Source organism: Paenarthrobacter sp. 10L412 (assembly GCF_056395565.1).
Window position 1 is genome coordinate 176400 of sequence record NZ_JBFTJT010000002.1, and the last position, 22541, is coordinate 198940.

Consider the following 22541-nt stretch of genomic DNA (forward strand, 5'->3'; position numbering starts at 1 on the left):
GCCTTCCCTCAGGCGGGCTTGATGTTCTGGTTCACATGGAAAAGGTTGCCGGGATCGTACTTGCTCTTGACCTGCACCAGACGATCCCAGTTGGGGCCGTAATTGTCAGTGACCCGGTTCTGGTCTTCGGTGTCCATGAAGTTGATGTACCCGCCCAGCGCCGAGTGCGGTGCAAGAGCCGCCGCATACCCCCGCGCCCAGGCGATGTTGGCTTCGTTGTCCGTAGGCTCCATCCATTGCGCGGCAATGACCGGCGCGAACTTCATGTCCCGATGCGCAAAGGCAGTGTCGTGGACGCCAACGCGTGAGACGGCGCCGTCGATCGGGTAAATATGGACGGCCGTATTGACGCTGGTGACCGTCGCGCCGTGCTCAGCGTGAGCTTGGATGGCGCCATCACTGAGTTCGGGGAGGAAGTTCGCCTTCCAGTAGCCCTGCATTCCTTTCTGGTTCAGGGCGTCGAAGGCAACGTTCAGGGCTGGGTAAGGCATAGGAGCTACCAGTGAGCCGGCAACAGGAGCGGCGTCCAGGAAGGGCTGCCAGCGTGCTTCGCCTTCTCCCATATCCCCCGTCCACATCCCCACCACCACACAGACAGGCTTGCCGTGCCACTCTTCGGGGAGGAACGGAACAGGTGGTCCTTGGTGGAATCCCAGGAACGCGCCAAACTCTTCCGGGGCGTTCGCGATGTAATCACGGTAGAACCGGGCAACGGTGTCCGTATGTTCTGCGCCATAGAGAATGACTCCGGCATGGACCATATCAACGGGATGGAGTTTGAACTCGAACGAGGTCACCACGCCAAAGTTGCCGCCACCGCCCCGGAGCGCCCAGAACAGGTCCTCGTTTTGGTCTTCGCTGGCAACCAGGAACTTTCCATCCGCCGTGACCACATCGGCTGAAACGAGGTTGTCGCAGGAGAGACCGTACTTGCGGGCCAGGTAACCTATCCCGCCGCCCAGGGTTAGCCCGGCCACTCCCGTGGAACCGACGATCCCGCCAGTGGTGGCCAGTCCGAAGGCATGGGTTGCGTGATTGAAGTCAGCCCATGTGGTTCCGCCTTCGGCCCGCGCAGTGGCGGTCTCCGGGTCCACCCTGACCCCTGTTCGGTTGACGAAGTCCAGCACCAGTGCGTCATCCTCTGTTCCAAATCCAGGGGCGCTGTGTCCGCCGCCCCGGATTGCCAGGGGCATGGAATTCTCTCGTGCGAAGTTCACTCCCGCGATCACATCCGCCACCTGGGCCACCCTGACGATGCCCGCAGGACGTTTGTCGACCATGGCGTTAAAGACTGCCCGTGCCGAATCGTATTCAGGGTCTTCGGGAGTGATGAGCTGTCCGCGCAGCTGATCCCGCAGCCCGTCCAAGGCCGTTCCGTTCATTGTTGTTACCGCCGATTCAAAGGAGACCGGAGCTGTTCCACAGACGCCGCTTCCCTCCGAGTGTGCCGGCGCGTGGCTTACGTCGCCTTCCTACTCCTGCGCCATGGGCGCGTCAAGACTTTTCCAGCATGAATACGAACTGAGCTTAAAGCCAGGATCCCGCCCTGCCCATCGGCGATGGGCAAAGCGGGATCCGGACATGCAGATAAGTGGTCAGTCGCTCACGATCAGTGTGTCAGCGCCACGGACGTGGGCCTTGCCCGACTCCAGCAAGGGTGCCAGGACGCTGCGCAGCGCCGTCATGGATTCGTCCACTTCCAACAACACAGGGTGCTGGTAGGCAATGAGCGCCAGGAGGTCCCGTACGGCAGCCTCTGCGTCGTCGGCGGACAGCTTCGGATCGTGACCCAGGAAGACATCCGAAGGCTCCTCGGAGTTGCCTTGGGCGTAGCTGATGGCGAACGCCTGGATCTTGCCTTTTCGGCTGGCCGGCACTCCCCCACCAAAGGCGCTTTCCTTCGGTGCACGAAGCACAATGGCCCCGTGCGCCCCGGTGAGATCGTGCAGGAAGAGCCGCTGCACCGTAGGAATGCTGAGCTCACCTGGGCTGTCCCAGTGATGGACGGCTGAGTAGTAGCTGCCCACCACTTCGCTGAGTTCCACGGATCCGGTGGCGAGATCCTCGACACGCTCCGACGCAGCTTCCTCGGAACCGTCGCCGAACCGCGGGAGCTTCAGCGGCTCAGGCTCCACCACTACCAACTGGGAACGCTGGATGGGTCCAAGACCTGCAGCCTCGGCGAAAGCGGCCCCCGGCGTGCCCGGCTCAACTTTGCTGCGAAGCTTGGAAACGCCCGACGGCGAGTTCCCGGCTTCGCGGCGCAGCATGGTCAGCAGGGTGGCCCCAACGCCGTTCCGGCGATGGTCCTTGGCAACCTCGATATAAGCCCAGAGACGTTCCGGATGCAGGGACGCTTCATGAACTACGCCGGCGGCAACGGGGATGCGAACGCCGTCAACGACGTCCTCGGCAACGATGCAGCGGCGCCAAGGCTGGTTGCTCGAAGGCGCCAAAGCAGCACGGAACTGTTCTGCGGGCAGCGTCTCCGGGCCGCCCCAGATTTCCAGGAGGGCGAGGTCGTCGCCTTCCTTCCACTCGCGGTATTCCAAAGCCACGGTTAGGCGCCGATCAGTCGTGCTGCCAGGTAAGCCTCAACCTTGTCCAGGGACACGCGTTCCTGGCTCATGGTGTCGCGCTCACGGATGGTCACGGCCTGGTCTTCGAGGGTATCGAAGTCCACTGTGATGCAGAACGGAGTACCTATCTCGTCCTGGCGACGGTAACGGCGGCCGATGGCGCCGGCGTCGTCGAAGTCGATGTTCCAGTTCTTGCGCAGCTGGGTGCCCAGCGCCTTTGCCTTCGGGGACAGGTCCTCGTTGCGGCTCAGCGGCAGGACGGCTGCCTTGACGGGGGCCAGCCGCGGATCCAGCTTCAGGACCGTGCGGACGTCCACGCCGCCCTTGGCGTTGGGTGCCTCGTCTTCGGTGTAGGCGTCAATCAGGAAGGCCATGAAGGAGCGCGTCAGGCCGGCGGCGGGCTCGATCACGTACGGGGTGTAGCGCTCGTTGGTGGCCTGGTTGAAGTAGCTCAGGTCCGTACCGGAAGCCTTGGCGTGCGTGGAGAGGTCGAAGTCCGTGCGGTTCGCGATGCCCTCGAGCTCGCCCCACTCGGAGCCTTGGAAACCGAAGCGGTACTCGATGTCCGTGGTGCCCTTGGAGTAGTGGCTCAGCTTCTCAAGCGGGTGCTCGAAGAAGCGGAGGTTTTCTTCACGGATGCCCAGGCTGGTGTACCAGGACATGCGCTCCTTCATCCAGTACTGGTGCCATTCCTCATCTGTGCCTGGCTCGACGAAGAATTCCATCTCCATCTGTTCGAACTCGCGCGTACGGAAGATGAAGTTGCCCGGGGTGATCTCGTTGCGGAAGGACTTGCCGATCTGGCCGATGCCGAACGGCGGCTTCTTCCGGGACGTGGTGAGGACGTTGTTGAAGTTCACGAAGATGCCCTGGGCCGTTTCCGGGCGCAGGTAGTGCATGCCTTCGTCGTTGGCCACCGGGCCAAGGAAGGTCTTCAGGAGGCCGGAGAACTCCTGCGGCTCGGTCCACTGGCCACGGGTGCCACAGTTGGCGCAGGCAATGTCCTTCAGGCCGTTCTCGGCGGGACGGCCCTTCTTTTCCTCGTACTCTTCCTCAAGGTGGTCAGCACGGTAGCGCTTGTGGCAGGAGAGGCATTCCACCAGGGGGTCCGAGAACACCTCTACGTGGCCGGAGGCTTCCCAGACCTGGCGGGGAAGGATGACTGAGGAGTCCAGGCCTACGACGTCTTCGCGGCCGCGGACCATGCTCTGCCACCACTGGCGCTTGATGTTTTCCTTCAGTTCCGCACCAAGGGGTCCGTAGTCCCACGCCGAACGGGAGCCACCATAGATTTCACCGGCCTGGAAGACAAAGCCCCTCCGCTTGGAGAGGGAAATGACCTGGTCAAGGACGGATTTTGCTGCCATGGGTACTCCATTTGTTCTACAGGGCCGCTGGGTGCGGTCCGCGGTGGTTGCCCCGGATCCCGGACGAGGTTGTCCGGCGGGGTGGGCTGGGGAATTGGTGCGGATAATAACTGTGCAGAAAGCTGCGTGTCCTAGCCTACCGGCCTTTGCCCGGGACCTTTCGTACGAATGCTCCCCTGGGCCAGGGCAGCGTGGCCACGATGATGGCCGCGAGCGTCAGCACCGTACCCAACACCGTGGGCAAGGCGACCACCGCACCGGGACTGGGGATCACGACGTCGAGCACTAAGGAACCCACCAACTGGCCGGCGATCATACCCAGACCGGTGACCAGCACACCAAGGCTTCGGACCAAGAGCGCCGCAAGCCCAATGAAAAGGCAGCCCATGGGGCCGCCCAGGTAGAACCACCATTCACCCGGAAGCGGGTTGCCCGCGCCTGCCACGGAAAGCTTGATCAGCCAGGCAATCCAGAGGATGACGGCACCGGCAATGAAGTTGACCAGCGTGGCGGCCACAGGCGTCCCGTAGTGAACAGTGGCGGTTCCGTTCATGGCTTGCTGGAAACTCATGAGAAACCCTGCCGCCAGAGGCAACAGGACGGGCAACACCAGCGAGGCGATGTCGGTATTGCCCCCGAACCGAGGGGAAACAGCCCAGGCAACGGCGGCCACCGTCAGCACACTGCCCAGGATCCGCACTCCCGTAATGGACCGTTTGCCGCCGGGACCTATGCCCATGCGGTCCACGAGGAGGCCGCTCAGGGTCTGCCCCGTGACCGCAGCAACGGTGAACAAGGCCACACCCAGCAGGCCAATGGTGAAGGACTGGGCAAAGACGAAGAGAGCGCCGATTCCGCCGGCCATGACGTAGAAGCGGGGAAAGCTACGGTCCCGGACAGCCGGGACGATGCGGCGAAGACCCGCCCTGCCTTTGGGCGTGGCAAGGGAAATGGCCGCAATGAGCACCAGGCCTGTGGTGAAGCTCACCACGGCAGCGGCGATGCCATCGTTCAGCCGGGCCCCGAGCGCCCCGTTGATCCTTCCTTGAAGCGGAATGACCAGGCCAGTTGCTACCGCAACAGGGAGGCCAATGGCGAGCGGAAGGGTTGAACGGAGCGAAGACTGCGGCACCGACCCCACACTACTTCAGGCATCATTGCTCTATGAGCAACCCGGAAATCGAAGAGATCCCCATCCGCGACGACATGATCCGCCTCGGCCAGCTGCTGAAGCTTGCCAACCTCGTGGAGGACGGCGTTGAAGCAACGGAGCTCATCAAGAACGGCTTGGTCAAGGTCAACGACGAAATCGACGACCGCCGCGGCCGCCAGCTGCACGCCGGAGATACCGTTACCGTCAACGGCCAGACCGTCCGGATCACCACCGCCTGAAGCAACGCGGGGTCACTTATGGCCCATGGTGAGGCTCCCAAGGGGCCATAAGTGACCCCGCGTTGCTTTTCTACGTGGTGGACAGCACCTTGTGGGTCAGGAATTCCCCCACATGGCCGATTTCCTGCTGGTTGATACCGTGCCACATGCCTGTGTAGAGCACCTTGGTGAGGTCCACGTGCTTGCGCACCCATCCCATGGTGTATTCGATCTTGTCCGGGGTAATGACGGGGTCCTGCTGGTCGCGGCCCCAGAACATCGGCAAGGTGCCGTCCAGTTCGGCATCGCGGAAGGCGGGGTCATCGCCTGCGTCCACCACAAAACCCGAAAGCCCGACGACGGCAGCGAAGTCCGCGGGACGGTAGCGGAGCATGGTGGTCGCCATGGCCATGCCCATCGAGAAGCCCAGCAGCGTCACTGAAGAATGATTGGCTTTGACAGTGTCCAACCATTCAAGGGCATACTCAGCGGCAAGCTTTACTGCTTCAAGGGAATATTCGATTGACGCCGTGAGCGGGAACCAGGTGAAGCCGGGGCCCATGGGCATGGGCGCGCGCAAGGAAGCCACCACAAATCCCTCGGGAAGCAGGCCGGCAAGGCTGAAGAGATCGTCCTCGTTGGAGCCATAGCCATGCAGCAGCACCAGAAGCGGCTTGCCCTCCCGCTCGGCTTCGTCATGGGACCACAGGACAACGGGCGCGGGGAATGCAACGGCTTCAGTCATGGGTCTATTCTTGCAGTTACTGATGGGTAACAACCTGCGGTGGCGTAGGTTTGCAGGTTCAAGGCAGGATGGAAAGCGTGAGTGACGTCAATTCATTGGTGAAGCCGGGCGATCCGGTTCAAACACACCCTTGGAGCCGTTACGTGGCACTGGGGGATTCGTTCACGGAGGGCATCGGTGATCCCGAGCCCCAGAACCCCGGCGGCTTCCGCGGATGGGCTGACCGTGTAGCGGAAGAACTAGGCCGCGGTCATGAGGATTTCGCTTACGCCAACCTTGCTATCCGTGGGCGCTTGCTGCAGCAGATAGTGGATGAACAAGTTGGTCCTTGCTTGGAACTCCAGCCGGACCTTGTCTCGATTTCCGCTGGCGGCAACGACCTCATCCGGCCCGGTGGCGACCCGGACCTGTTGGCGGAGAAGCTGGACGCTGCAGTTCAGGAACTGGGCTCCGGTGGTGCCACTGTGGTGTTGTTCAACGGACCGGACACTGCGTCCTCGGTGTTGGGCCGTATCCGCGGCAAGGTGGCCATTTACAACGAGAACCTCAGGACGGTGGCTGCACGGCACGACGCAATCATCGCGGATATGTGGTCACTGAGGCAGTTGGCCGATCCCCGGATGTGGGACGAAGACCGCCTGCACTTCTCACCGCTGGGACACCACACCATCGCGATGATGGTCCTGGAAGCGCTGAACGTCCAGCACACCCTCGAACCCCTGGTGCCGAAGCCCCTGCCGGTTCGCACCTGGCGTGAAGCCCGTTCCTCGGATCTGGTGTGGGCCCGTGAGTACTTTGTTCCCTGGGTTATCCGCAGGTTGCGGCATCGATCCTCCGGCGACGGCATTACCCCCAAACGCCCGACGGCGGGACCGGTCTTCGGTCCCAACGGCACCATGCTGCCGCGCGGCTAACGTGAGGATCGCTTGCAGGACTGACGCACGGAAAGAGCTCCGCGATGCACGCTGACATTCCACTGGCGCCGGACGAGGTTGTGCAATCCAGGCTTCGGCGTCAGCAGTTGCGGGCTCCGTACGGCGAAGGCGTTGATGACGTGCTGCGCAACCTCCTCGCGGTGCAGTCGCAGGAATTTCCTTATGCGAGGTGGAGCCTTGCCCAGCGAACGCCCGGAACCACTGCCGACGAGGTGGAGCAGGCGGTGGCTGACGGCAGGATCCTGCGTACGCATATCCTGCGGCCGACGTGGCATTTTGTGCATCGTGAGGACCTCGGCTGGTTGATGGGGTTGTCTGCGGATCGCCTTCATCAAGTCAACAAAGGCATGTACAGGCAGACGGGAGTTGATGAGCACGCCGCCGCCCGCAGCGGGCACATCCTCGCTGAAGCTGTGGCCGGTGGAGCCCACAAAACACGCGAAGAATTAGCCGGGGTCCTGGAACAGGCAGGGCTCCCCGGCAAAGGCCTTGGCTTCGTTTACCACCTCATGCACGCGGAGATCAGCAAAATCCTGGTGAGCGGCGCACCGGTCCGTTCTGCAGGGGGTGCCCTCAAACAGACATACGCCTTGTTCGACGAACGTGTGCTCGCTACCGGCAAGGATCCGCTAATCGGGGATGAGCGTGGGTGGGCCTTGGGCCAGCTGGCCCTGCGATACTTCACCAGCCGCGGACCTGCAACCATCAAGGACTGTGCCGCGTGGTCCGGACTGACCGTGAAAGATGTACGGCTTGGCTTACAGACAGCTGAAGAGTCCGCTCCCGGCGCCTTGGTGCCTGTGGCGATTGAGGGCCTGGACTTCTACTTGCCAGCAGAAGACGTGGAAGCACTTGCTGCGGCTCCCCCGCCAGCTCATGATGGGCCGCTGCTCCCCCGCGTCGATCTCATCCAGTGCTACGACGAATACGTGATGGGCTATTCCCAATCGAGGCACTACCTCGGCGGAAGGGCACCCTATTTCCCGGAGGGCGATGCTCCCATTCACGTGGTGTTGCTGGATGGCAGGTTGGCCGGATGGTGGCGCCACGGCTTCTCCGGTGGGATCTGCGAACTCGATGTCCGAATGAACCGGCCCGTCACAACAGCCGAACAACAAGCTTTGGAGGCAGAGGTGGAACGCTATGGGAGGTTCCTGGGCATGGAGACAAAGCTGGTGTGAAACGGCGGGACTAAGCTGGGTTTAAGACCTAGGAGGCCTGCACCGTGAACAATCTGATCTTCTGGATCATCGTCTGCTCTTGGCTGATTCCCATGGGAATCCGCCTATACAACAGGTCCCGGGCGCGGCGGCTCCAGGATCGTAATTTCCAGGACCGCAGCTTCCCGGGTCAGAACTACCCTGGCCAGAACTATCCGGGCCCCGGCTATCCCCCGCAGAATCTTCCGGGACCGGGGTACCCGCAGCAGAGCTACCCGGGCTATCCCGGAGAGCCCGCCACCGTCCGCCCTGCCGATGCGCAACCGCCGGCAGGACCGCCGTCGAACGCTTCTTCACCTACGTTCCCCAGCAACAGCGGCTCTGAGCAGCAAGGCTTCCGTGCGCGAAAACTGGCCGAACTGGACCTCAAGTTCAGCAACGGCGAGATCGCCATGGAGGACTACATGAAGCAGCGCGGCGAGATCATGAACGGCTAAGCCGGCCTAGGCGAAGAAGGCCTGATGCAGTTGGGCTGACAGTTGCCCGATTTCGGTGAGGAAGCCATCGTGCCCGATGGGGGCCTCGATCACGTGGACGGGCACGTCGCCAGGCAGATTTTGTGCCAGTTCCAATGACTGGGCCGGGAAATAGAGGCGGTCGGAGTCGACGGCTGCTACAAAGAATTCAGCAGTGGCGCTGGCCAAGGCCTCCTGCAAGGTGCCCCGGCCACGGCTGATGTCGTGGGACATGAGTGCCTCAGTGATGGCGATGTAGCTGTTCGCATCGAACCGGCGCACCAGCTTGGTGCCTTGGTGGTCGAGGTAGCTTTCCACCTGGTAGCGGCCACGCTCCCCCAGGACCGGGGCAGCCAGGGGCGTCTCTTGATGCTGGGCTTCCCGGCCGAAGCGGAAATCAAGCTCCAGCGCTGATCGGTACGTGATGTGGGCTATCCGTCGGGCCAGGGCAAGGCCCGCCTCAGGAGTTGGTCCACCGTAGTAATCGCCGTTGTTGAAGTTCGGGTCCTGGCGGATGGCGAGTGTCTGCGACTGGGCGAAAGCGATTTGCTCGGCTGTGCTGTAGGCGCCGACAGAAATAACTGCGCACCGCTGGACACGCTCAGGGAAGGTCACCGCCCACTCAAGTGCCCGCGCCCCACCCATGGAACCGCCAAGGACGGCGTGCCATGACTTGATCCCCAACGCGTCGGCGAGGCGGGCTTCAGCCACCGTGCTGTCGCGCAAAGTGATCAGGGGGAAGCGGGATCCCCAGGGCCGCCCGTCCGGCGCCTGGGACGATGGGCCCGTGCTGCCGTAACAGCCGCCCACAATGTTGATGGAGATAACGAAGAACCGGTTGGTGTCGATCGTCGCGCCCGGGCCAACGAGTTGCTCCCACCAGCCTTCCTCATCAGTGGCACCGCGGGCCACATGCGTGCTTCCCGTCAGTGCGTGCTGGACGAGGACTGCGTTGGACGCATCCGCGTTCAACTGCCCCCAGGTCTCATAGGCCAACACAACGTCCGGGAGAAAACCGCCGGCTTCAAGTTCCAGCGAACCTACGCCGGCGTACTTGACCGTCCCGTCTTCTTTGCCCGGTTTGGGGGGTGCTGTAGCAGTAATGGTCATTCCTTTGACACCTAACCTCGCGCTTGCCTGCCGCCTTGCGTGCGACAGGCCAGGTCTTCACCCGGGGCACCCCACCGCGGAGGAGGGTTGCCGGCCAGCAAGCCGGGGCTGTCACTGGCACTCATGACCTAATACGTAGAGTCTAGGAAAAATACAGCTGTTTTGGCGAAGAATGTGACAGCTGTGTGACGGTTTGGGGCCGCTTCGTTCAGGAACACGCACGGCCAGGGGCCGCCCGGCGAATTTTCGTCGGCGGGCGGCCGCTCCGCTAAGCGCCCTTGGCAGCCCGGAAACCAGCCTCAAGGTCAGCAATAATGTCGTCTACGTGCTCGATTCCCACGGACAGGCGGACAAGGCCGGGATTCACTCCCGCAACCAGCTGCTGTTCGACCGTGAGCTGGCTGTGGGTAGTCGACGCCGGGTGGATGACCAGCGAGCGGACGTCACCGATGTTGGCAACGTGGGAGTGCAACTCCAGGCCATCGACGAATCGCTTGCCGGCCTCGACGCCACCTTTGATGTTGAATGCCACCACTGCTCCGGTACCCCTCGGCCCATACTTACGGCCGCGCTCATACCAAGGGCTGGACGGCAGACCCGCGAAGGCGACCGATTCGACGTCGTCGTGGGCTTCCAACCATTCCGCCACTTTGGTGGCGTTGGAGACGTGGCGCTCGACGCGCAGGCTCAGGGTTTCCAGCCCTTGGGCGATGAGGAAGGCGTTGAACGGGGAAACCGCCGAACCCAGATCGCGCAGCAACTGCACACGGGCCTTGAGAATGTAGGAGAGGTTGGCTCCGAGCGCGCCATCCTTGCCAAGGTCCCGGGCGTAAACGAGCCCGTTGTAGCTGGGGTCCGGAGTGTTGAATCCCGGGAAGCGCTCCGGGTCCTTGCCGAAATCAAAGTTTCCGGAGTCCACGATCACGCCCGCGATCGCCGCACCGTGGCCGCCCAGATACTTGGTAGCCGAGTGCACCACGATGTCCGCACCCCATTCGATGGGACGAATGAGGTATGGGGTGGAGAGCGTGTTATCCACGATCAGCGGCACTCCGGCCTCATGCGCGGCGTGTGAAATACCCTCGATGTCCAGCACGTCCTGGCGCGGATTGGACACCACCTCGCCGAAGAACAGCTTGGTATTGGGCTGCACGGCGTCCCGCCACTGGTCCAGGTTGTCCGGGTCCTCCACGAACGTCACGGAGATGCCGAACTTCTTCAGCGTGTGCGCCAGCAGGTTGTAGGTGCCGCCGTAAAGGCTGGGGCTGGCGACGATATGGTCTCCGGCCTCGGCAATGTTCAGGATGGCGAAGGTTTCCGCGGCCTGTCCGGAGCTAAGGAGCAATGCGCCAAGCCCGCCTTCGAGGCTGGCGATCCGCTGCTCCACGGCATCTTGTGTTGGGTTGCCGATTCGGGTGTAGATCGGGGCGAGCTCGGCCAAGGCAAAGCGGTTGGCTGCGCTCTCTGCGCTGGGGAAAACGAAGGACGTGGTCTGGTAGATCGGAAGCGACCGCGCTCCCGTGGCAGAGTCAGGCTCCTGCCCTGCGTGGATCTGGCGTGTTTCGAAAGACCATCCTTGGGACATTGAATTCTCCTCTTAGTGGCGCGCGGGTTTGCCGTTGATCGCTGTAGGCGTGGGCTGGGGCCAGTCTAGGAAGCGCCCGTGTGCTTGGACAGCTTTGTGACGAAGGCAGTATTTTTCAGTCTTTACGCGACCCGGCGTGACGCGTTCCTGCGGCGCGCAATAAGGTCCCATGTTAGTTAGGCTTCCCTTAGCTGAGACCCCGATCACAAAGTGCCAAGATGAAGCCATGCGCATGGATCACGTCTCTTACGCTTGTGAACGAGATGGCCTTTTGGCCACTACCGAACGAATTTCCGCAGCTCTGGGAGTGGACGCAGTCCGGGGCGGAGTGCACCCGCGCTTCGGTACCCGGAACATGATCATTCCCTTGGCGGATAACAAATACCTGGAAGTCGTAGAGGTCCTGGACCACCCTGCTTCTGACAAGGCACCCTTTGGCCAGGCAGTCCGCGCACGCTCGGCGGCTGGCGGCGGTTGGATGGGCTGGTGCGTCGCCGTTGACGACCTCGCCCCCTTCGAGGAACGCCTCGGCCGGTCCGCAGTTCCGGGCAACCGCAAGTTCCCGGATGGCCGCGAACTTGTCTGGCAGCAGATCGGCATTCTCGGCTTGATCGCCGATCCCCAGGTGCCGTACCTGCTCAAGTGGGAGGGCGACCCCTCACTGCACCCGTCCAAGGTCTATGAGAGTGACGTCAAGATGTCCAGCCTCACCATTGCAGGCTCGGCGGAACGCGTTACCGAATGGCTGGGCGAACCCGTTGAGAAGCCGCTCGAGGACGTCGCTGTCCAGTGGATGGCCCCGCACGGTACGCCCGGCATCATGTCCGTCACTTTCGAAACCGCATCCGGCGCCGTCACGATCTGACGCGCACCTTCCCTGGGGCCCTGGTCCCCTCCCGGTCCAGTGTGTCCGGTCAAGCTTCGGCCGCCATCAGCGGGTGCCAACGACGTCACCCACCGATGGCGGCCGAATTTCTTTTGGCGCTAACCCAGGCCGATCGCCTTGCCGAAGAGGCTGAAGCCAACGAACGCGACGATGTCCAGCAGAGCATGGGCAATGACCAAAGGCATCACCCGCTTCGTCTTGGTATAGATCCAGGCGAAGACCAATCCCATAGCGAAGTTGCCGATGAACGGCCCGAAGCCTTGGTACAGGTGGTAGCTGCCACGAAGGGCCGCGCTTACGACAATGGCCAGCGGCGTACTCCAGCCGAATTTTCCGAAACGGTCCATGAGGTATCCCACGACGATCACTTCCTCAACGATCGCGTGGCGAACCGCCGAGAGAATCAACACAGGCACCGTCCACCAGTAAGCTTCCAGGCCGCTGGGCACAATGGCGGTGGTGATTCCGAGGGCCCGGCCGGCCGCGTACAAGCCAAGTGACGGGACACCAATGGCAGCTGCGAGTCCCAATCCGTGCAAAAGGTCCTTGCCGGGGCGTGCGAAGTTGAACCCCAGCCGGGCAAAGCCTGAGCCACTTGCACCTTCCCGGCCGCCTTGGCCATGCGATGAGAGGAAATAGAACACCAGGACCACCGGCACCAAAGCGAAGATAATGTCCAGCAGTTGGTATGTGAGATCGAAGTACTCGCGGGTGCTTTGGGACCGGTTAAGTGTCGAAGTTGCCTCGGACAGCGGCGCGCGCGTCATCTTGTCCAGGAGCTGCACCACGGAGTACACGGCTGACTGGCCCAGTGACAGGCCCAGCACGATGAGTACTTCGGCGCGCAGGCGGCGGCGGGAAGCAAGGAGCATGTACCTATCTTGCCTGCAGTTCCTGCCACTTTGCCGTGAACTGCGCACGTTCGGGTTCCACCCGCAGGCAGACCTATGCTTGGTGGGATGAGTGCCCCAGGGAGAATCTTCATGATCCGGCACGGCCAGTCCGCCGCGAATGCCGACACGTCAATCTACAACCGTGTGCCGGACTACCGCATTCCGCTGACCGAACTCGGAATTGAACAGGCCCGGATAGCAGGCCAGGCCCTCCGGCGGAAGCTCGACGGCGAGCAGGTCTGCGTTTATGTATCCCCCTATTTGCGGGCCTACCAGACTCTTGAGGCGTTGGACCTGGGCCCGCTGATCGAGCGGGTGATCGAAGAACCCAGGCTGCGTGAGCAGGACTGGGCCAACTTCCAGATCGCCGGGGAGATCGAGGACCAGAAGGAGCTGCGAAACCTGTATGGCCACTTCTTCTACAGGTTCCGCGAGGGCGAGTCAGGCTCGGACGTCTACGACCGCGTGTCCTCGTTCATGGAGACCCTTTACCGCCATTGGGAAAAGCCGACGTATGCCCCAAATACCCTGATGGTCACCCACGGACTGACCATGAGGCTGTTCTGCATGCGCTGGTTCCACTGGACTGTTGAGTATTTCGAATCGCTGAACAACCCGGACAACGCCGAACTCCGCACGCTGATAAGGACCGACGACGGTCAGTACAGTCTGGACAAACCGTTCAGCCAGTGGGTGCCAAGGGATGTTGACGATTCAGTGCTCCACGCGCCGAGAATGCGTTTCTAGCGGGGTGCACTTAGCTGCCGGGCGCGACGATGACTTCCGTGCCTTTGGCTTCGAACGCGGCCTTATCCTCAGCGCTGATCCCGGCGTCCGTGATGAGGTGCCGGAAGTCGTACCCGGCCATGGCCGCAAAGGAGCGGCGGCCCACCTTGGAGGAGTCAGCCACGACGTAGGACTCAGTGGCCCGGCGCGCCATGACCGTGTTCACCATGGCTTCGCCTTCATCGGTGATGGTGGGGCCGAGGTCCGGGTCAACACCATTGACCCCTATGAACGCAATGTCCAGGGCAACCTTCTGCATGATGACGTCGGTGTAGGGCCCCACGAGCTCGTAGGAGCGCGGATTCAGGATTCCCCCGGTGACCATGATCTTGATGTTCGGACGAACGGCGAGCTGCGAGGCAATGTTGATCGCGTTGGTCACCACCGTGAGAGTGGGCCTGTTGGACGGCGCGTTGAGGTCCTCGCGGGTGGACAACAGCTGGGCCAGCGCCGTGTTGGTGGTTCCCCCGCTCAAGCCGATCACCGCTCCGGGGCGGATCAAGGCCGAAGCGGCCTGGGCGATCTCCTGCTTGGCCAAGGCGTGGTCGTCACGGTTGTATCTGCCCGGGAGGTCGTAGGATACGGATCCGGTGGTGGCGCCACCGCGGGTACGGCTGAGCAGCCGTTGTTTCGCAAGGCTGTCCAAGTCCCGGCGTGCCGTGGCCGGTGACACGCCAAGCCGCGTCACGATGTCCTCGACTTCCACATGGCCGGATTCGGCCAGGAGGTCAAGGATGGCGGTCAGCCGATCGGTGCGGGTCATGACGAGCCTTTCGCGGGTCTGGCTATTTCGCTTTGGCGAACAGCGTGAGCAAACGTGCGGATTCCAGCACCAGTGCGTCCCGGCCGGCCTTGATGTACTTCCGGGAATCCACCACTGCAGGGTTGGCATCGAGGTACTCACGGACGGCGCGGGTGAAGAACCCGTTCAAATGTGTGGATACGTTGATCTTAGTCATACCTGCGCCGATCGCAGCTACGAGCATCTCATCTGTGACGCCTGAAGAGCCGTGCAGGACCAGCGGTTTTCCGACCGCGGACTTCAGCCGCGTGATCAGGTGCAGGTCCAGTGCGGCGCTGCGTTCGGTCATGGCGTGTGAGGAGCCAACGGCTACCGCGAGCGCATCTACACCCGTTGCTTCAACAAACGCCTGCGCCTCCGCAGGGTCGGTCCGGACACCGGGTGCATGGGCACCATCCTTGCCTCCCACTTTGCCGAGTTCAGCCTCCATGTAAACGCCTCGCTCGTGGGCGTAGCGGGCCACCCGTTGCGTGACTGCGACGTTCCACTCATAAGGCAAGTGCGCGCCGTCGTACATGACGGAGCCAAAGCCCAGGTCCACGGCAGCGAGAGCGAGGTCCTCGGATTCGGCATGGTCCAAGTGAACCGCGACGGGCACGGATGCGTCGCGGGCGATCGCCAAAGTCGCCACCGCGATCGGCTCGAGTCCACCGTGGTACTTGGCGCAGTTCTCCGAAATCTGCAGGATCAGTGGAACTCCCGCGGTCTCGGCACCCGCCACCAGTCCCTCCGCTGTTTCCACATGGATGACGTTGAACGCGCCTTGGCCCGTACCGTTAGCCGCGGCCTTGTCCATCAATTCCCGCGTGCTGACAAGGGTCACCGGGTCTCCTTCCATGTCACGATGAGTTGTTCTTCAAGTTCCTGGTATCGCGGCGAGATCTCGCCTGCCGCTGGCATGAGCACTGCCGCGGCGGACCAGGCGGTGGCCCGGCGGAGAATCTCGCGGGGTTCGGTGATGCCTTCGGCGAGGGCGACGGCGGCAGCTGCCACACCGGCGTCGCCCGCCCCTGTGGGGTTGCCGCTCAGCGGCCCGGGGAGGCTGGCGCTCCAGTACCCTCCCGGTGCTGCGTGGTCGAAGGCGAGCATTCCGTCCGCACCGGCGCTGACGAGGACCGTCCGCGCGCCCATGGCAATCAGCGAGAGCGCAGCGGCTTCCACGCTCGACTCCCCCGTGGCGTCCGCGAGCTCGTGGTGATTGGGTTTCAGGACATCGGCACCCGCCTTGGCTGCGGTGATGATTCCGGGTCCCGAGGTGTCAATGATGGCCGGGATGCCGGCGTCATGTGCCAGTTTCACCAGGGACGGGTAAAAATCGGCTGGTGCATCCGGTGGCAGGCTGCCGGAACCCACCAGCACAGCTGCCGGAGCTTCTCCGTCATCGCCGCGTACGGCTTTAACGACGGCGGCGGTCAGCGAGCGCCAATCGTCCGGCAGGAGCGCCTGGCCTTCCTCGTTGAAGATGGAAGTCTCGCCGGCGAGGGTGTCCACGAGCGCGATGCTGCGGCGGGTCTCGGCGGCGACAGACACCAGCGTGTGGGGCACGCCGCTGGTCCAGAGTTCAGCAGCCAGGGTCTGTCCCGCGGCTCCTCCGGTGGGAGCAATGGCCAGCACCGGATGGCCCATTTGGTGAACCACCCTGGCAACGTTGAGCCCTTTGCCACCGGCGCGGCTGATGGGTGTGGGCACCCTGTGGCTGGCGCCTTCGGTGATTCCGTGGACGGTGTAGGTCATGTCGATGGCTGGATTGGGGGTCACGGTGACAATGCGCGTTGCGCCGTTTCGGGTGCCGCGTCCGGCCGCGGCGGGGCCGGTCATCGCGCACCATCCAGGAGCGCACGTGCGTTCAGTGCTGCGCCAAGGAGCCCGGCGTCCTGGCCCAGCTGGGCTTGGATGAGGCGTGGGCGTCGTTGGAAGTCCAGGATCTGGTCGACCCGTGCCCGGAGCGGTTCCAGGAGGTCCTCGCCTGCTTCGGCCAGGCCTCCCCCGATCACTACCGCTTCAGTGCCGATGATGTTCACGCATTGGCAGATCGTGAAGGCGAGGGCGTCCACGGCGTCCGCCCACACACGGGCAGCCACGGCATCTCCATTGTGGGACCGGAGCAGGACGTCGCGGGCACCGTCCACGGTGTTGCCCGACTTCCTGCTGTATCGCTTGGCGATGGCGCCTGCCGAACCCACGGCCTCAAGGATGGTGGCCCCTGTTGCTGCAGGTCCGGCGTCGGGGTCCGGTACCTGGGCGTGGCCGAGCTCGCCGGCGAAACCACCGGCCGTGACGGCCACACCACCGGAGAACACTGCGGCGGCGATTCCAGTGCCCACCACCATGACCACGACGTCGTTGAACTCCTTGGATCCGCCAAAAGCGTGTTCCACGGCAGCGGCGGAGCGGACATCGTGATCGAACGCCACGGGAAGCCCCAGCCTCTTCTCTGCCTCGGCGGTGAACGGGAAGTTGCGCCACCCGAGGTTCGCGGAGTAGATCCCGATTCCTCCCGCGGAATCCACGATGCCGGGGACGATGACGCCAGCCGCTTTGGCCGGGATGTCCGGAAACTCGGATGCGAGTTCATCAGCGAGCCCTGCGAGCTTGTCCAGCACGGCTTCCCCTGGATGTCCTGGATCCAAGGGCGTGGGGACCCGGCGCATGCCCAGGACGTTTCCAAAGGCATCCACGAGTCCGGCCTTTACGTCTGTGCCGCCAACGTCGAAAGCGAGGACTGCTGATTCTGCGTGCCCGAGAACCATGACGGGTGCCTAGGCGGAGGGGTCGAGAATGACGGAGCGCGTCAGGTTCCGGGGCAGATCCGGGTTGAGGCCGCGGACGCGCGCACGTTCCAGGGTCACTTTGTGGACGCGGGCCAGTTCAGCGAGCGGGTGCTTGTCCGCGTGGAGGTAAAGGGCGCCCGTGGCGGCCATGTCCTTGTCAAGGCCCTCGGGCTGTGCGCCAAACAACCACGTCACGCGTCCTGGCGCCGCGATGGAGATAGGACCATGGCGGTATTCCATGGCCGGGTAGGACTCGGTCCAGCCCTGCACGGCTTCGCGCATCTTAAGTCCTGCCTCGTGGGCCAGGCCAACAGTCCATCCTGTACCGAGGAACGTGAATTGCTCAGCATCCAGGAGTTCCTGTGCCACGGGATCTGTCACTGCATCCCTTGCGTCTTCGATAGCTTGCTTCAGGTCAATCCCAAGGCTGGTGAGCAAGTACACCAGTGCCGAGGTTGCGAATCGGGTCTGCACCACGGATCGCTCATCTGCATACGGGAGACCGATCACGGCGTCGGCCAGATCAACGATTGGAGACGCCGTATCGCCAATGATGGCAACAGTGGGGACGATGCCCTTCAGCCCGGTCAGGATCTCCAGCACCTCAGTGGTGGTGCCGGACCGCGTAATGGCCACAACGGCGTCGTACTGGCGATCAGCACTGTTGCTGTTCAGGAAAGCCTCCGACGCCGCAAAGGCATCAGTCACGCCTTTGCCCGCGGATTCACGGGCCGCAGCATAGCTCTGGGCCATGAACCAGGAGGTGCCGCAACCGATGACGGCGATCCGCTGACCGTCGGCGGGAAGCAGGTTCTCAGCACTGGCCTGGTCAATGGCACGCTGCCAGACATCGGGCTGTGATACCAGCTCTTCTTCCATGAAGGCGCCCAGTGTGTTCTCGCTCATCGTGTGTTTCGCTCCTGCTCAGCCAATGACGTTTTATGATCTATAGAAACACTAAACGATCAGTTTCGATCTCACAAGGATCATCTACTGGAGTGGATCCGGCAATTGGGCAGGCCAGTAGTCAGGACGGTGGCAAAGTGCTGGCAGTGGAAACGGTGACGAGCAGCAGGGAAGGCTCAACCTGTTCCAGTTAGCCGATGATGGGCCGTTCTTCGGGCAGGTTGAACAGGCGCGGTCGGGAGGATAAGGCCAGTGCCGAAGCGACCGTGACCGTCCCGATGCGGCCTGTAAACATCAGGACCATGAGTACCCACTCAGCCGATGGAGGAAGGTTGTACGTGATTCCTGTGCTCATGCCAACGGTGGCGAACGCCGAGATGGATTCGAACAGGACCTTCTCCAGGCTGTAGTCGGTGAACATGAGCAGCAGCATGGTTCCGGTAATGACGGCACCAATGCCGAGCAGTGCTACCGAGAGGGCCTGCCGCACCGACGCCGGGCTAATGGACCGGTGGGCTATGGTCACATCGTCCCGGCCCCGGACTTCATTCCAGATGGCGAATGCCAGGAGGAGGAAAGTCGTGATCTTGATACCACCCGCAGTTCCAGCGCTTCCACCTCCGATGAACATCAGAATGTCGCTGACCATGAGCGTCTCTGGTGAGGCCACACCGTAGTCGATGCTGTTGAATCCCGCGGTGCGCGGGAACACGCTTCCAGCGAGTGAACCGACGATCTTTCCCGGGATGGACAGCGGCCCCAGGGTTTCGGCCCGGTTCCATTCGAACGCGGCGAACAACACGAAGCCGGCTATGAGCAGGAAGACCGTGCCGAAGACTGTGAGCCGCAAATGTACCGTCCAGTTCCGGACCCGCAATCCCCCGCCGTTGAGCAAATGGATGAGTACAGGGAAGCCGAGGCCACCGGAAATGATGGCCAGACAGATGGGTACCAGAATGTATGGGTCCTCGCGGAAACTGATGAGGTTGTCGCTGTAGAGCGCGAACCCGGCGTTGTTGAACGCAGATACTGCGTGGAAGACTCCATGCCACAGGGCAACGGCTGGGTTTGAGTCGTACACGAGCCAGAACCTGACAGCCAGGGTTGCTGCCGTTACCGCTTCAAAAACGACCATGATCCGGGCAACCCGGAAGAGCACGGAGCGGACATCCCCGAGGTTCAGGGTGTGCGTTTCTGACTGCACAACAAGCTGCCCGCGCAAGCCGATGCTTTTGCGGACGAGCAGGGCAAGCAGGGTCGCGAGCGTCATGATGCCGAACCCGCCCACCTGGATGAGTGCCAGAATCACGACATGCCCGAACGGTGTCCAGTAGGTTGCCGTGTCAACAGTAATCAGGCCCGTAACACAGGTCGCCGACACGGCGGTGAACAGGGCCGTCATGAAGGTGGCTGGATCAGCGCCGTTGCGGGAGACGGGCAGCATCAGCAGGCCTGCGCCGAGGAGGATGACCGTCAGGAAAGCGAGGGGTACTGAGCGGACTGGATGCGAGAGGGCGCGCCTGACGACGTTCTCACGGCGCGCCTGCGGGTCCCGGTGCTTCCACAGCATGCGTGCGTTGCCGTTCCCGGTGTGGGGTGGTCCAGGAGTCCGCGAGCGGGGCTTTGGGTTAGCCGACATGGATGCCTGGGCGAAGGTTCGGGTCGGGTTCGTTTTCGCGGATGATTTCCCGGACCACGGGTGCGGTGTCGCCTCGGCCCAGCAGCAGGTAGCGCATCAGGTGTGCCAGCGGGTTGCCTTCGGACCATTCGAAATAGGCGTGGGGACGGACGCCTGTGGCGTTGCGCAGAGCCAGCAGGATAGCTGCGATCGCGTTCGGTGCGGCGGGGCTTTGGGCCCGCAGGATGCGGTGACCGGCCACTTCGACGCCGGTGACGGTGAGGGTGTCGCTGAAACTGGAGGGGTCACTAACGTCGATCTCGAGGAAGATGACGTCAGCGGAGCCAGGGACCGGGTTCAATTCGCGCTGGTCAGTTTCCTTGGCTGCGTATTCGGCAGCATCCCGTGCCTGGGGGCGGTTGGCAATGAGGTTGAGCCGCCCGTCATAGTCGAGCGAATCTGCGATGAAGCGGCGTGCATTCTCGTCGAATTCGATTCGATCCACGCGCAACTCGGTGGTCCGGCTGACCCGGGAAACGAGGGACACAACGATGATGCCCAGAATGAAGAAACCGGAGATGGTGAGTCCGTCAGGTTTCTCAATGACGTTCGCTATCAGGGCGTAAAGCAGAATGAGAGTCAGAATTGTGAAGCCGATGGCCGCCCGGCGTTGTTTTCGGCGGAGGGCGGAGATGGTCACGGCAGCCGATCCAGAGACCATCATGGCGAGGATCCCCGTGGCGTAGGCTCCTGCCTGGGCGTTCACGTCTGCTTTGAAGCCGATGGTAATAAGTACGCTTACGGCTGTGTAGACGAGGACGACGGGACGCACCGCCCGGGTCCAGTCCGGCGCCATGCCGTAGGACGGAAGATAGCGCGGGACGATGTTGACCAACCCCGCCATTGCCGATGCCCCGGCGAACCAGAGGATCAGGATACTGCTGATGTCGTATACCGACCCAAATCCTTCACCGAGCCTTTGGTGTGCCAAGTAGGCCAGGGCACGGCCGTTGGCTGCCCCACCTTCCCGGAACGCTTCTGCTGGTATCAGGACGGTCGTGACGAAACTGCTGCCGATCAGATAGACGCTCATGATGACAGCAGCGGTCGTGAGGAGTTTGCGGGTGTTCCTGATACGGGCGGCGAGCCGTTCCTCCGATGTCTTACCCTTCGCCGAGACCAGCGGCATCATGCTGACGCCGGTCTCAAATCCTGAAAGACCCAGGACGAGGAGGGGGAAGGCGATCAGGGCAGGAAGGATCAGTCCGCCCAGGCCACCTCCGGACGCGGCAGTCAGCGCTTCGGACCAGGAGGACAACAACGCCGGAGAAGCTGCGATGTCCACAATCCCAACGCCGATGATGATGGCGTTCAGTCCCAAAAACACCGCCACGAGCGGGATCGCCACGGCGACGGCCTCGCTGAAGCCCATCAGGAAAACTCCGCCCAGGATCAGCAGGAGAACGACGGTCACTGTGACTGCTTGGCCTTCAAGGAAAGGCGGGAGGAACGGGTTCTCCAGAAGGTGTACTGTTGCGTCGGCCGCCGACAGGGTGATGGTGATGATCCACGATGTCGCAACAAAGCCGAGCAGGACGAGTACGAAAATTTTGCCGCGCCAGAAAGGCAGCAGGTTCTCCAGCATGGCCACGGATCCCTGTCCATGGGGGCTTTCCTTTGCCACCCTTCGGTACATCGGCAGCATGCCCAGCAAGGTCAGAGCGACGATTAACAGTGTTGCCAGCGGGGAAAGCGCACCCGCTGCCAAGGCTGCTATGCCGGGAAGGTATGACAACGTTGAGAAGTAATCGACGCCCGTCAGGCACATGACCTTCCACCAGCTTTGTTGCGTGGCATGATCCTCAACGGATTCAGGACCGACGGGCTGGTGGACGCGGTGTTCCAACAACCATCGCACCAGCGGATTTCCTGATTGCCGTTTGCGTTCAGGTGTTGGGATGCTGTCCGGAATGTCCTTCCGGGCCGATGTTGTCACTGCCTCGTCTTCCTGTCTGCCGACGTGATCTCCGGGAGCGTAGCACCGGAGAAAATGTGGATACAGGAAAATCGGGAATCCTTTACGGTTCCTTTACGCCCCCGACCCATTCATGCCGGGCACGGAACTATATGCCAGCACGGGGGATGCCCGCGGCCACGTTTGCAGCCTCTTCGTAGCTGGAGGGTGACTGTTGGCGGAAGGCGGCATCAGCATCGGCACGGAGTACGTCGGCGGCCAGCACCCGTACGTGAACCAGCTCGTCGTAGGCTTCGCTGCAGCCCAGGACATCTCCACGAACCTTGGCTCCGTGAGAACCCGGGCCAGGAGATACTTGGAAAATAATCCACCAGGCATCTCCCTCTTCGTCCCTGAAGAGGTAGCCCGCCGGAGGGCGGTACGCCGCTCCGTCTACTCCGCGGCCTCCGTAACCCTCCACTGAGTCCGGCGGAGCAGCGAACCTCAGTCCGCCGTCTGTATCTTCTTGATGCGGGCCCATCCGCGAACACCTCCTTG

At 62.6% G+C, this 22541-nt stretch carries 22 protein-coding genes and 1 riboswitch; of the genes, 6 read left to right on the forward strand and 16 right to left on the reverse strand.

Features of this window, described 5'->3' with window-relative positions; genetic code table 11:
* Positions 1–8 precede the first annotated feature (8 nt).
* The 4 genes from AC1DD7_RS02620 to AC1DD7_RS02635 all read right to left on the reverse strand — a co-directional run bounded on the left by AC1DD7_RS02620 (position 9) and on the right by AC1DD7_RS02635 (position 5087).
* On the reverse strand, positions 9–1382 hold the full coding sequence (locus AC1DD7_RS02620; RefSeq protein ID WP_477513674.1) for an FAD-binding oxidoreductase: 1374 nt from the start codon (positions 1380–1382) through the stop codon (positions 9–11).
* 213 nt (positions 1383–1595) lie between these two features.
* Positions 1596–2558 (reverse strand): GNAT family N-acetyltransferase, encoded by a 963-nt coding sequence (locus AC1DD7_RS02625; protein ID WP_477513675.1) that lies wholly within the window; start codon positions 2556–2558, stop codon positions 1596–1598.
* 2 nt (positions 2559–2560) lie between these two features.
* A complete protein-coding gene (locus AC1DD7_RS02630) occupies positions 2561–3946 on the reverse strand; it encodes a glycine--tRNA ligase (RefSeq protein ID WP_216925355.1) in 1386 nt (461 codons plus the stop codon).
* A gap of 136 nt (positions 3947–4082) precedes the next feature.
* Positions 4083–5087, reverse strand: coding sequence for a DMT family transporter (locus AC1DD7_RS02635; protein ID WP_477513676.1), 1005 nt, complete (start codon positions 5085–5087; stop codon positions 4083–4085).
* Between the two features lie 23 nt (positions 5088–5110).
* Here AC1DD7_RS02635 and AC1DD7_RS02640 point away from each other — a divergent pair, with 23 nt between their 5' ends.
* A complete protein-coding gene (locus AC1DD7_RS02640; protein ID WP_477513677.1) occupies positions 5111–5338 on the forward strand; it encodes an RNA-binding S4 domain-containing protein in 228 nt (75 codons plus the stop codon).
* 70 nt (positions 5339–5408) lie between these two features.
* Here the strand turns inward: AC1DD7_RS02640 and AC1DD7_RS02645 are convergent, their stop codons facing one another.
* On the reverse strand, positions 5409–6062 hold the full coding sequence (locus tag AC1DD7_RS02645) for an alpha/beta hydrolase (RefSeq protein ID WP_477513678.1): 654 nt from the start codon (positions 6060–6062) through the stop codon (positions 5409–5411).
* 68 nt (positions 6063–6130) lie between these two features.
* On the opposite strand from AC1DD7_RS02645, the gene AC1DD7_RS02650 reads away from it, so the two are divergent.
* The 3 genes from AC1DD7_RS02650 to AC1DD7_RS02660 are packed head-to-tail and all read left to right on the forward strand — an operon-like array spanning position 6131 to position 8654.
* Complete coding sequence (locus AC1DD7_RS02650) at positions 6131–6976, forward strand: SGNH/GDSL hydrolase family protein (RefSeq protein WP_477513679.1); 846 nt, start codon at positions 6131–6133, stop codon at positions 6974–6976.
* A 44-nt stretch (positions 6977–7020) separates the two neighbouring features.
* Entirely contained in the window at positions 7021–8178 is a 1158-nt protein-coding gene (locus AC1DD7_RS02655; RefSeq protein ID WP_477513680.1) for a winged helix DNA-binding domain-containing protein, read from the forward strand.
* Between the two features lie 44 nt (positions 8179–8222).
* Positions 8223–8654: a hypothetical protein gene (locus tag AC1DD7_RS02660; protein WP_477513681.1), complete on the forward strand. Its 432-nt coding sequence runs from the start codon at positions 8223–8225 to the stop codon at positions 8652–8654.
* A gap of 6 nt (positions 8655–8660) precedes the next feature.
* Here the strand turns inward: AC1DD7_RS02660 and metX are convergent, their stop codons facing one another.
* Positions 8661–9782 (reverse strand): homoserine O-acetyltransferase MetX, encoded by a 1122-nt coding sequence (gene metX, locus AC1DD7_RS02665; protein ID WP_477513682.1) that lies wholly within the window; start codon positions 9780–9782, stop codon positions 8661–8663.
* Positions 9783–9796: 14 nt separating this feature from the next.
* A riboswitch (SAM riboswitch) is annotated at positions 9797–9911 on the reverse strand.
* A 139-nt stretch (positions 9912–10050) separates the two neighbouring features.
* Positions 10051–11367 carry a bifunctional o-acetylhomoserine/o-acetylserine sulfhydrylase gene (locus AC1DD7_RS02670; RefSeq protein ID WP_477513683.1) on the reverse strand — a complete coding sequence of 439 codons (1317 nt, stop codon included), beginning with the start codon at positions 11365–11367 and terminating at the stop codon, positions 10051–10053.
* Between the two features lie 226 nt (positions 11368–11593).
* On the opposite strand from AC1DD7_RS02670, the gene AC1DD7_RS02675 reads away from it, so the two are divergent.
* A complete protein-coding gene (locus AC1DD7_RS02675; protein ID WP_216925364.1) occupies positions 11594–12232 on the forward strand; it encodes a VOC family protein in 639 nt (212 codons plus the stop codon).
* A gap of 119 nt (positions 12233–12351) precedes the next feature.
* Here AC1DD7_RS02675 and AC1DD7_RS02680 read toward each other — a convergent pair whose 3' ends face one another.
* Positions 12352–13125, reverse strand: coding sequence for a CPBP family intramembrane glutamic endopeptidase (locus tag AC1DD7_RS02680; protein WP_477513684.1), 774 nt, complete (start codon positions 13123–13125; stop codon positions 12352–12354).
* 111 nt (positions 13126–13236) lie between these two features.
* On the opposite strand from AC1DD7_RS02680, the gene AC1DD7_RS02685 reads away from it, so the two are divergent.
* A complete protein-coding gene (locus tag AC1DD7_RS02685; RefSeq protein WP_477513685.1) occupies positions 13237–13893 on the forward strand; it encodes a histidine phosphatase family protein in 657 nt (218 codons plus the stop codon).
* A gap of 10 nt (positions 13894–13903) precedes the next feature.
* Here the strand turns inward: AC1DD7_RS02685 and AC1DD7_RS02690 are convergent, their stop codons facing one another.
* From AC1DD7_RS02690 to AC1DD7_RS02725, 8 genes are all read right to left on the reverse strand, one after another.
* Positions 13904–14695: a DeoR/GlpR family DNA-binding transcription regulator gene (locus tag AC1DD7_RS02690; protein WP_431119314.1), complete on the reverse strand. Its 792-nt coding sequence runs from the start codon at positions 14693–14695 to the stop codon at positions 13904–13906.
* Between the two features lie 22 nt (positions 14696–14717).
* Complete coding sequence (locus AC1DD7_RS02695; RefSeq protein WP_477513686.1) at positions 14718–15572, reverse strand: class II fructose-bisphosphate aldolase; 855 nt, start codon at positions 15570–15572, stop codon at positions 14718–14720.
* On the reverse strand, positions 15554–16552 hold the full coding sequence (locus AC1DD7_RS02700; protein ID WP_477513687.1) for a 1-phosphofructokinase family hexose kinase: 999 nt from the start codon (positions 16550–16552) through the stop codon (positions 15554–15556). Before AC1DD7_RS02700 ends, AC1DD7_RS02695 begins: the two co-directional genes overlap by 19 nt.
* The gene (locus AC1DD7_RS02705; RefSeq protein ID WP_477513688.1) at positions 16549–17484 is read right to left on the reverse strand and encodes an ROK family protein; all 936 of its coding nucleotides are present in this window, start codon (positions 17482–17484) and stop codon (positions 16549–16551) included. The genes AC1DD7_RS02700 and AC1DD7_RS02705 overlap by 4 nt, the downstream gene beginning before the upstream one ends.
* Positions 17485–17493: 9 nt before the next feature.
* Positions 17494–18411, reverse strand: a complete 918-nt coding sequence (locus AC1DD7_RS02710) for an SIS domain-containing protein (protein ID WP_477513689.1) — start codon at positions 18409–18411, stop codon at positions 17494–17496.
* A gap of 190 nt (positions 18412–18601) precedes the next feature.
* The gene (locus AC1DD7_RS02715; RefSeq protein ID WP_477513690.1) at positions 18602–19981 is read right to left on the reverse strand and encodes a TrkH family potassium uptake protein; all 1380 of its coding nucleotides are present in this window, start codon (positions 19979–19981) and stop codon (positions 18602–18604) included.
* A gap of 58 nt (positions 19982–20039) precedes the next feature.
* Complete coding sequence (locus tag AC1DD7_RS02720) at positions 20040–22025, reverse strand: APC family permease (protein ID WP_477513691.1); 1986 nt, start codon at positions 22023–22025, stop codon at positions 20040–20042.
* 127 nt (positions 22026–22152) lie between these two features.
* Positions 22153–22524: a hypothetical protein gene (locus AC1DD7_RS02725; RefSeq protein WP_477513692.1), complete on the reverse strand. Its 372-nt coding sequence runs from the start codon at positions 22522–22524 to the stop codon at positions 22153–22155.
* Positions 22525–22541 lie beyond the last annotated feature (17 nt).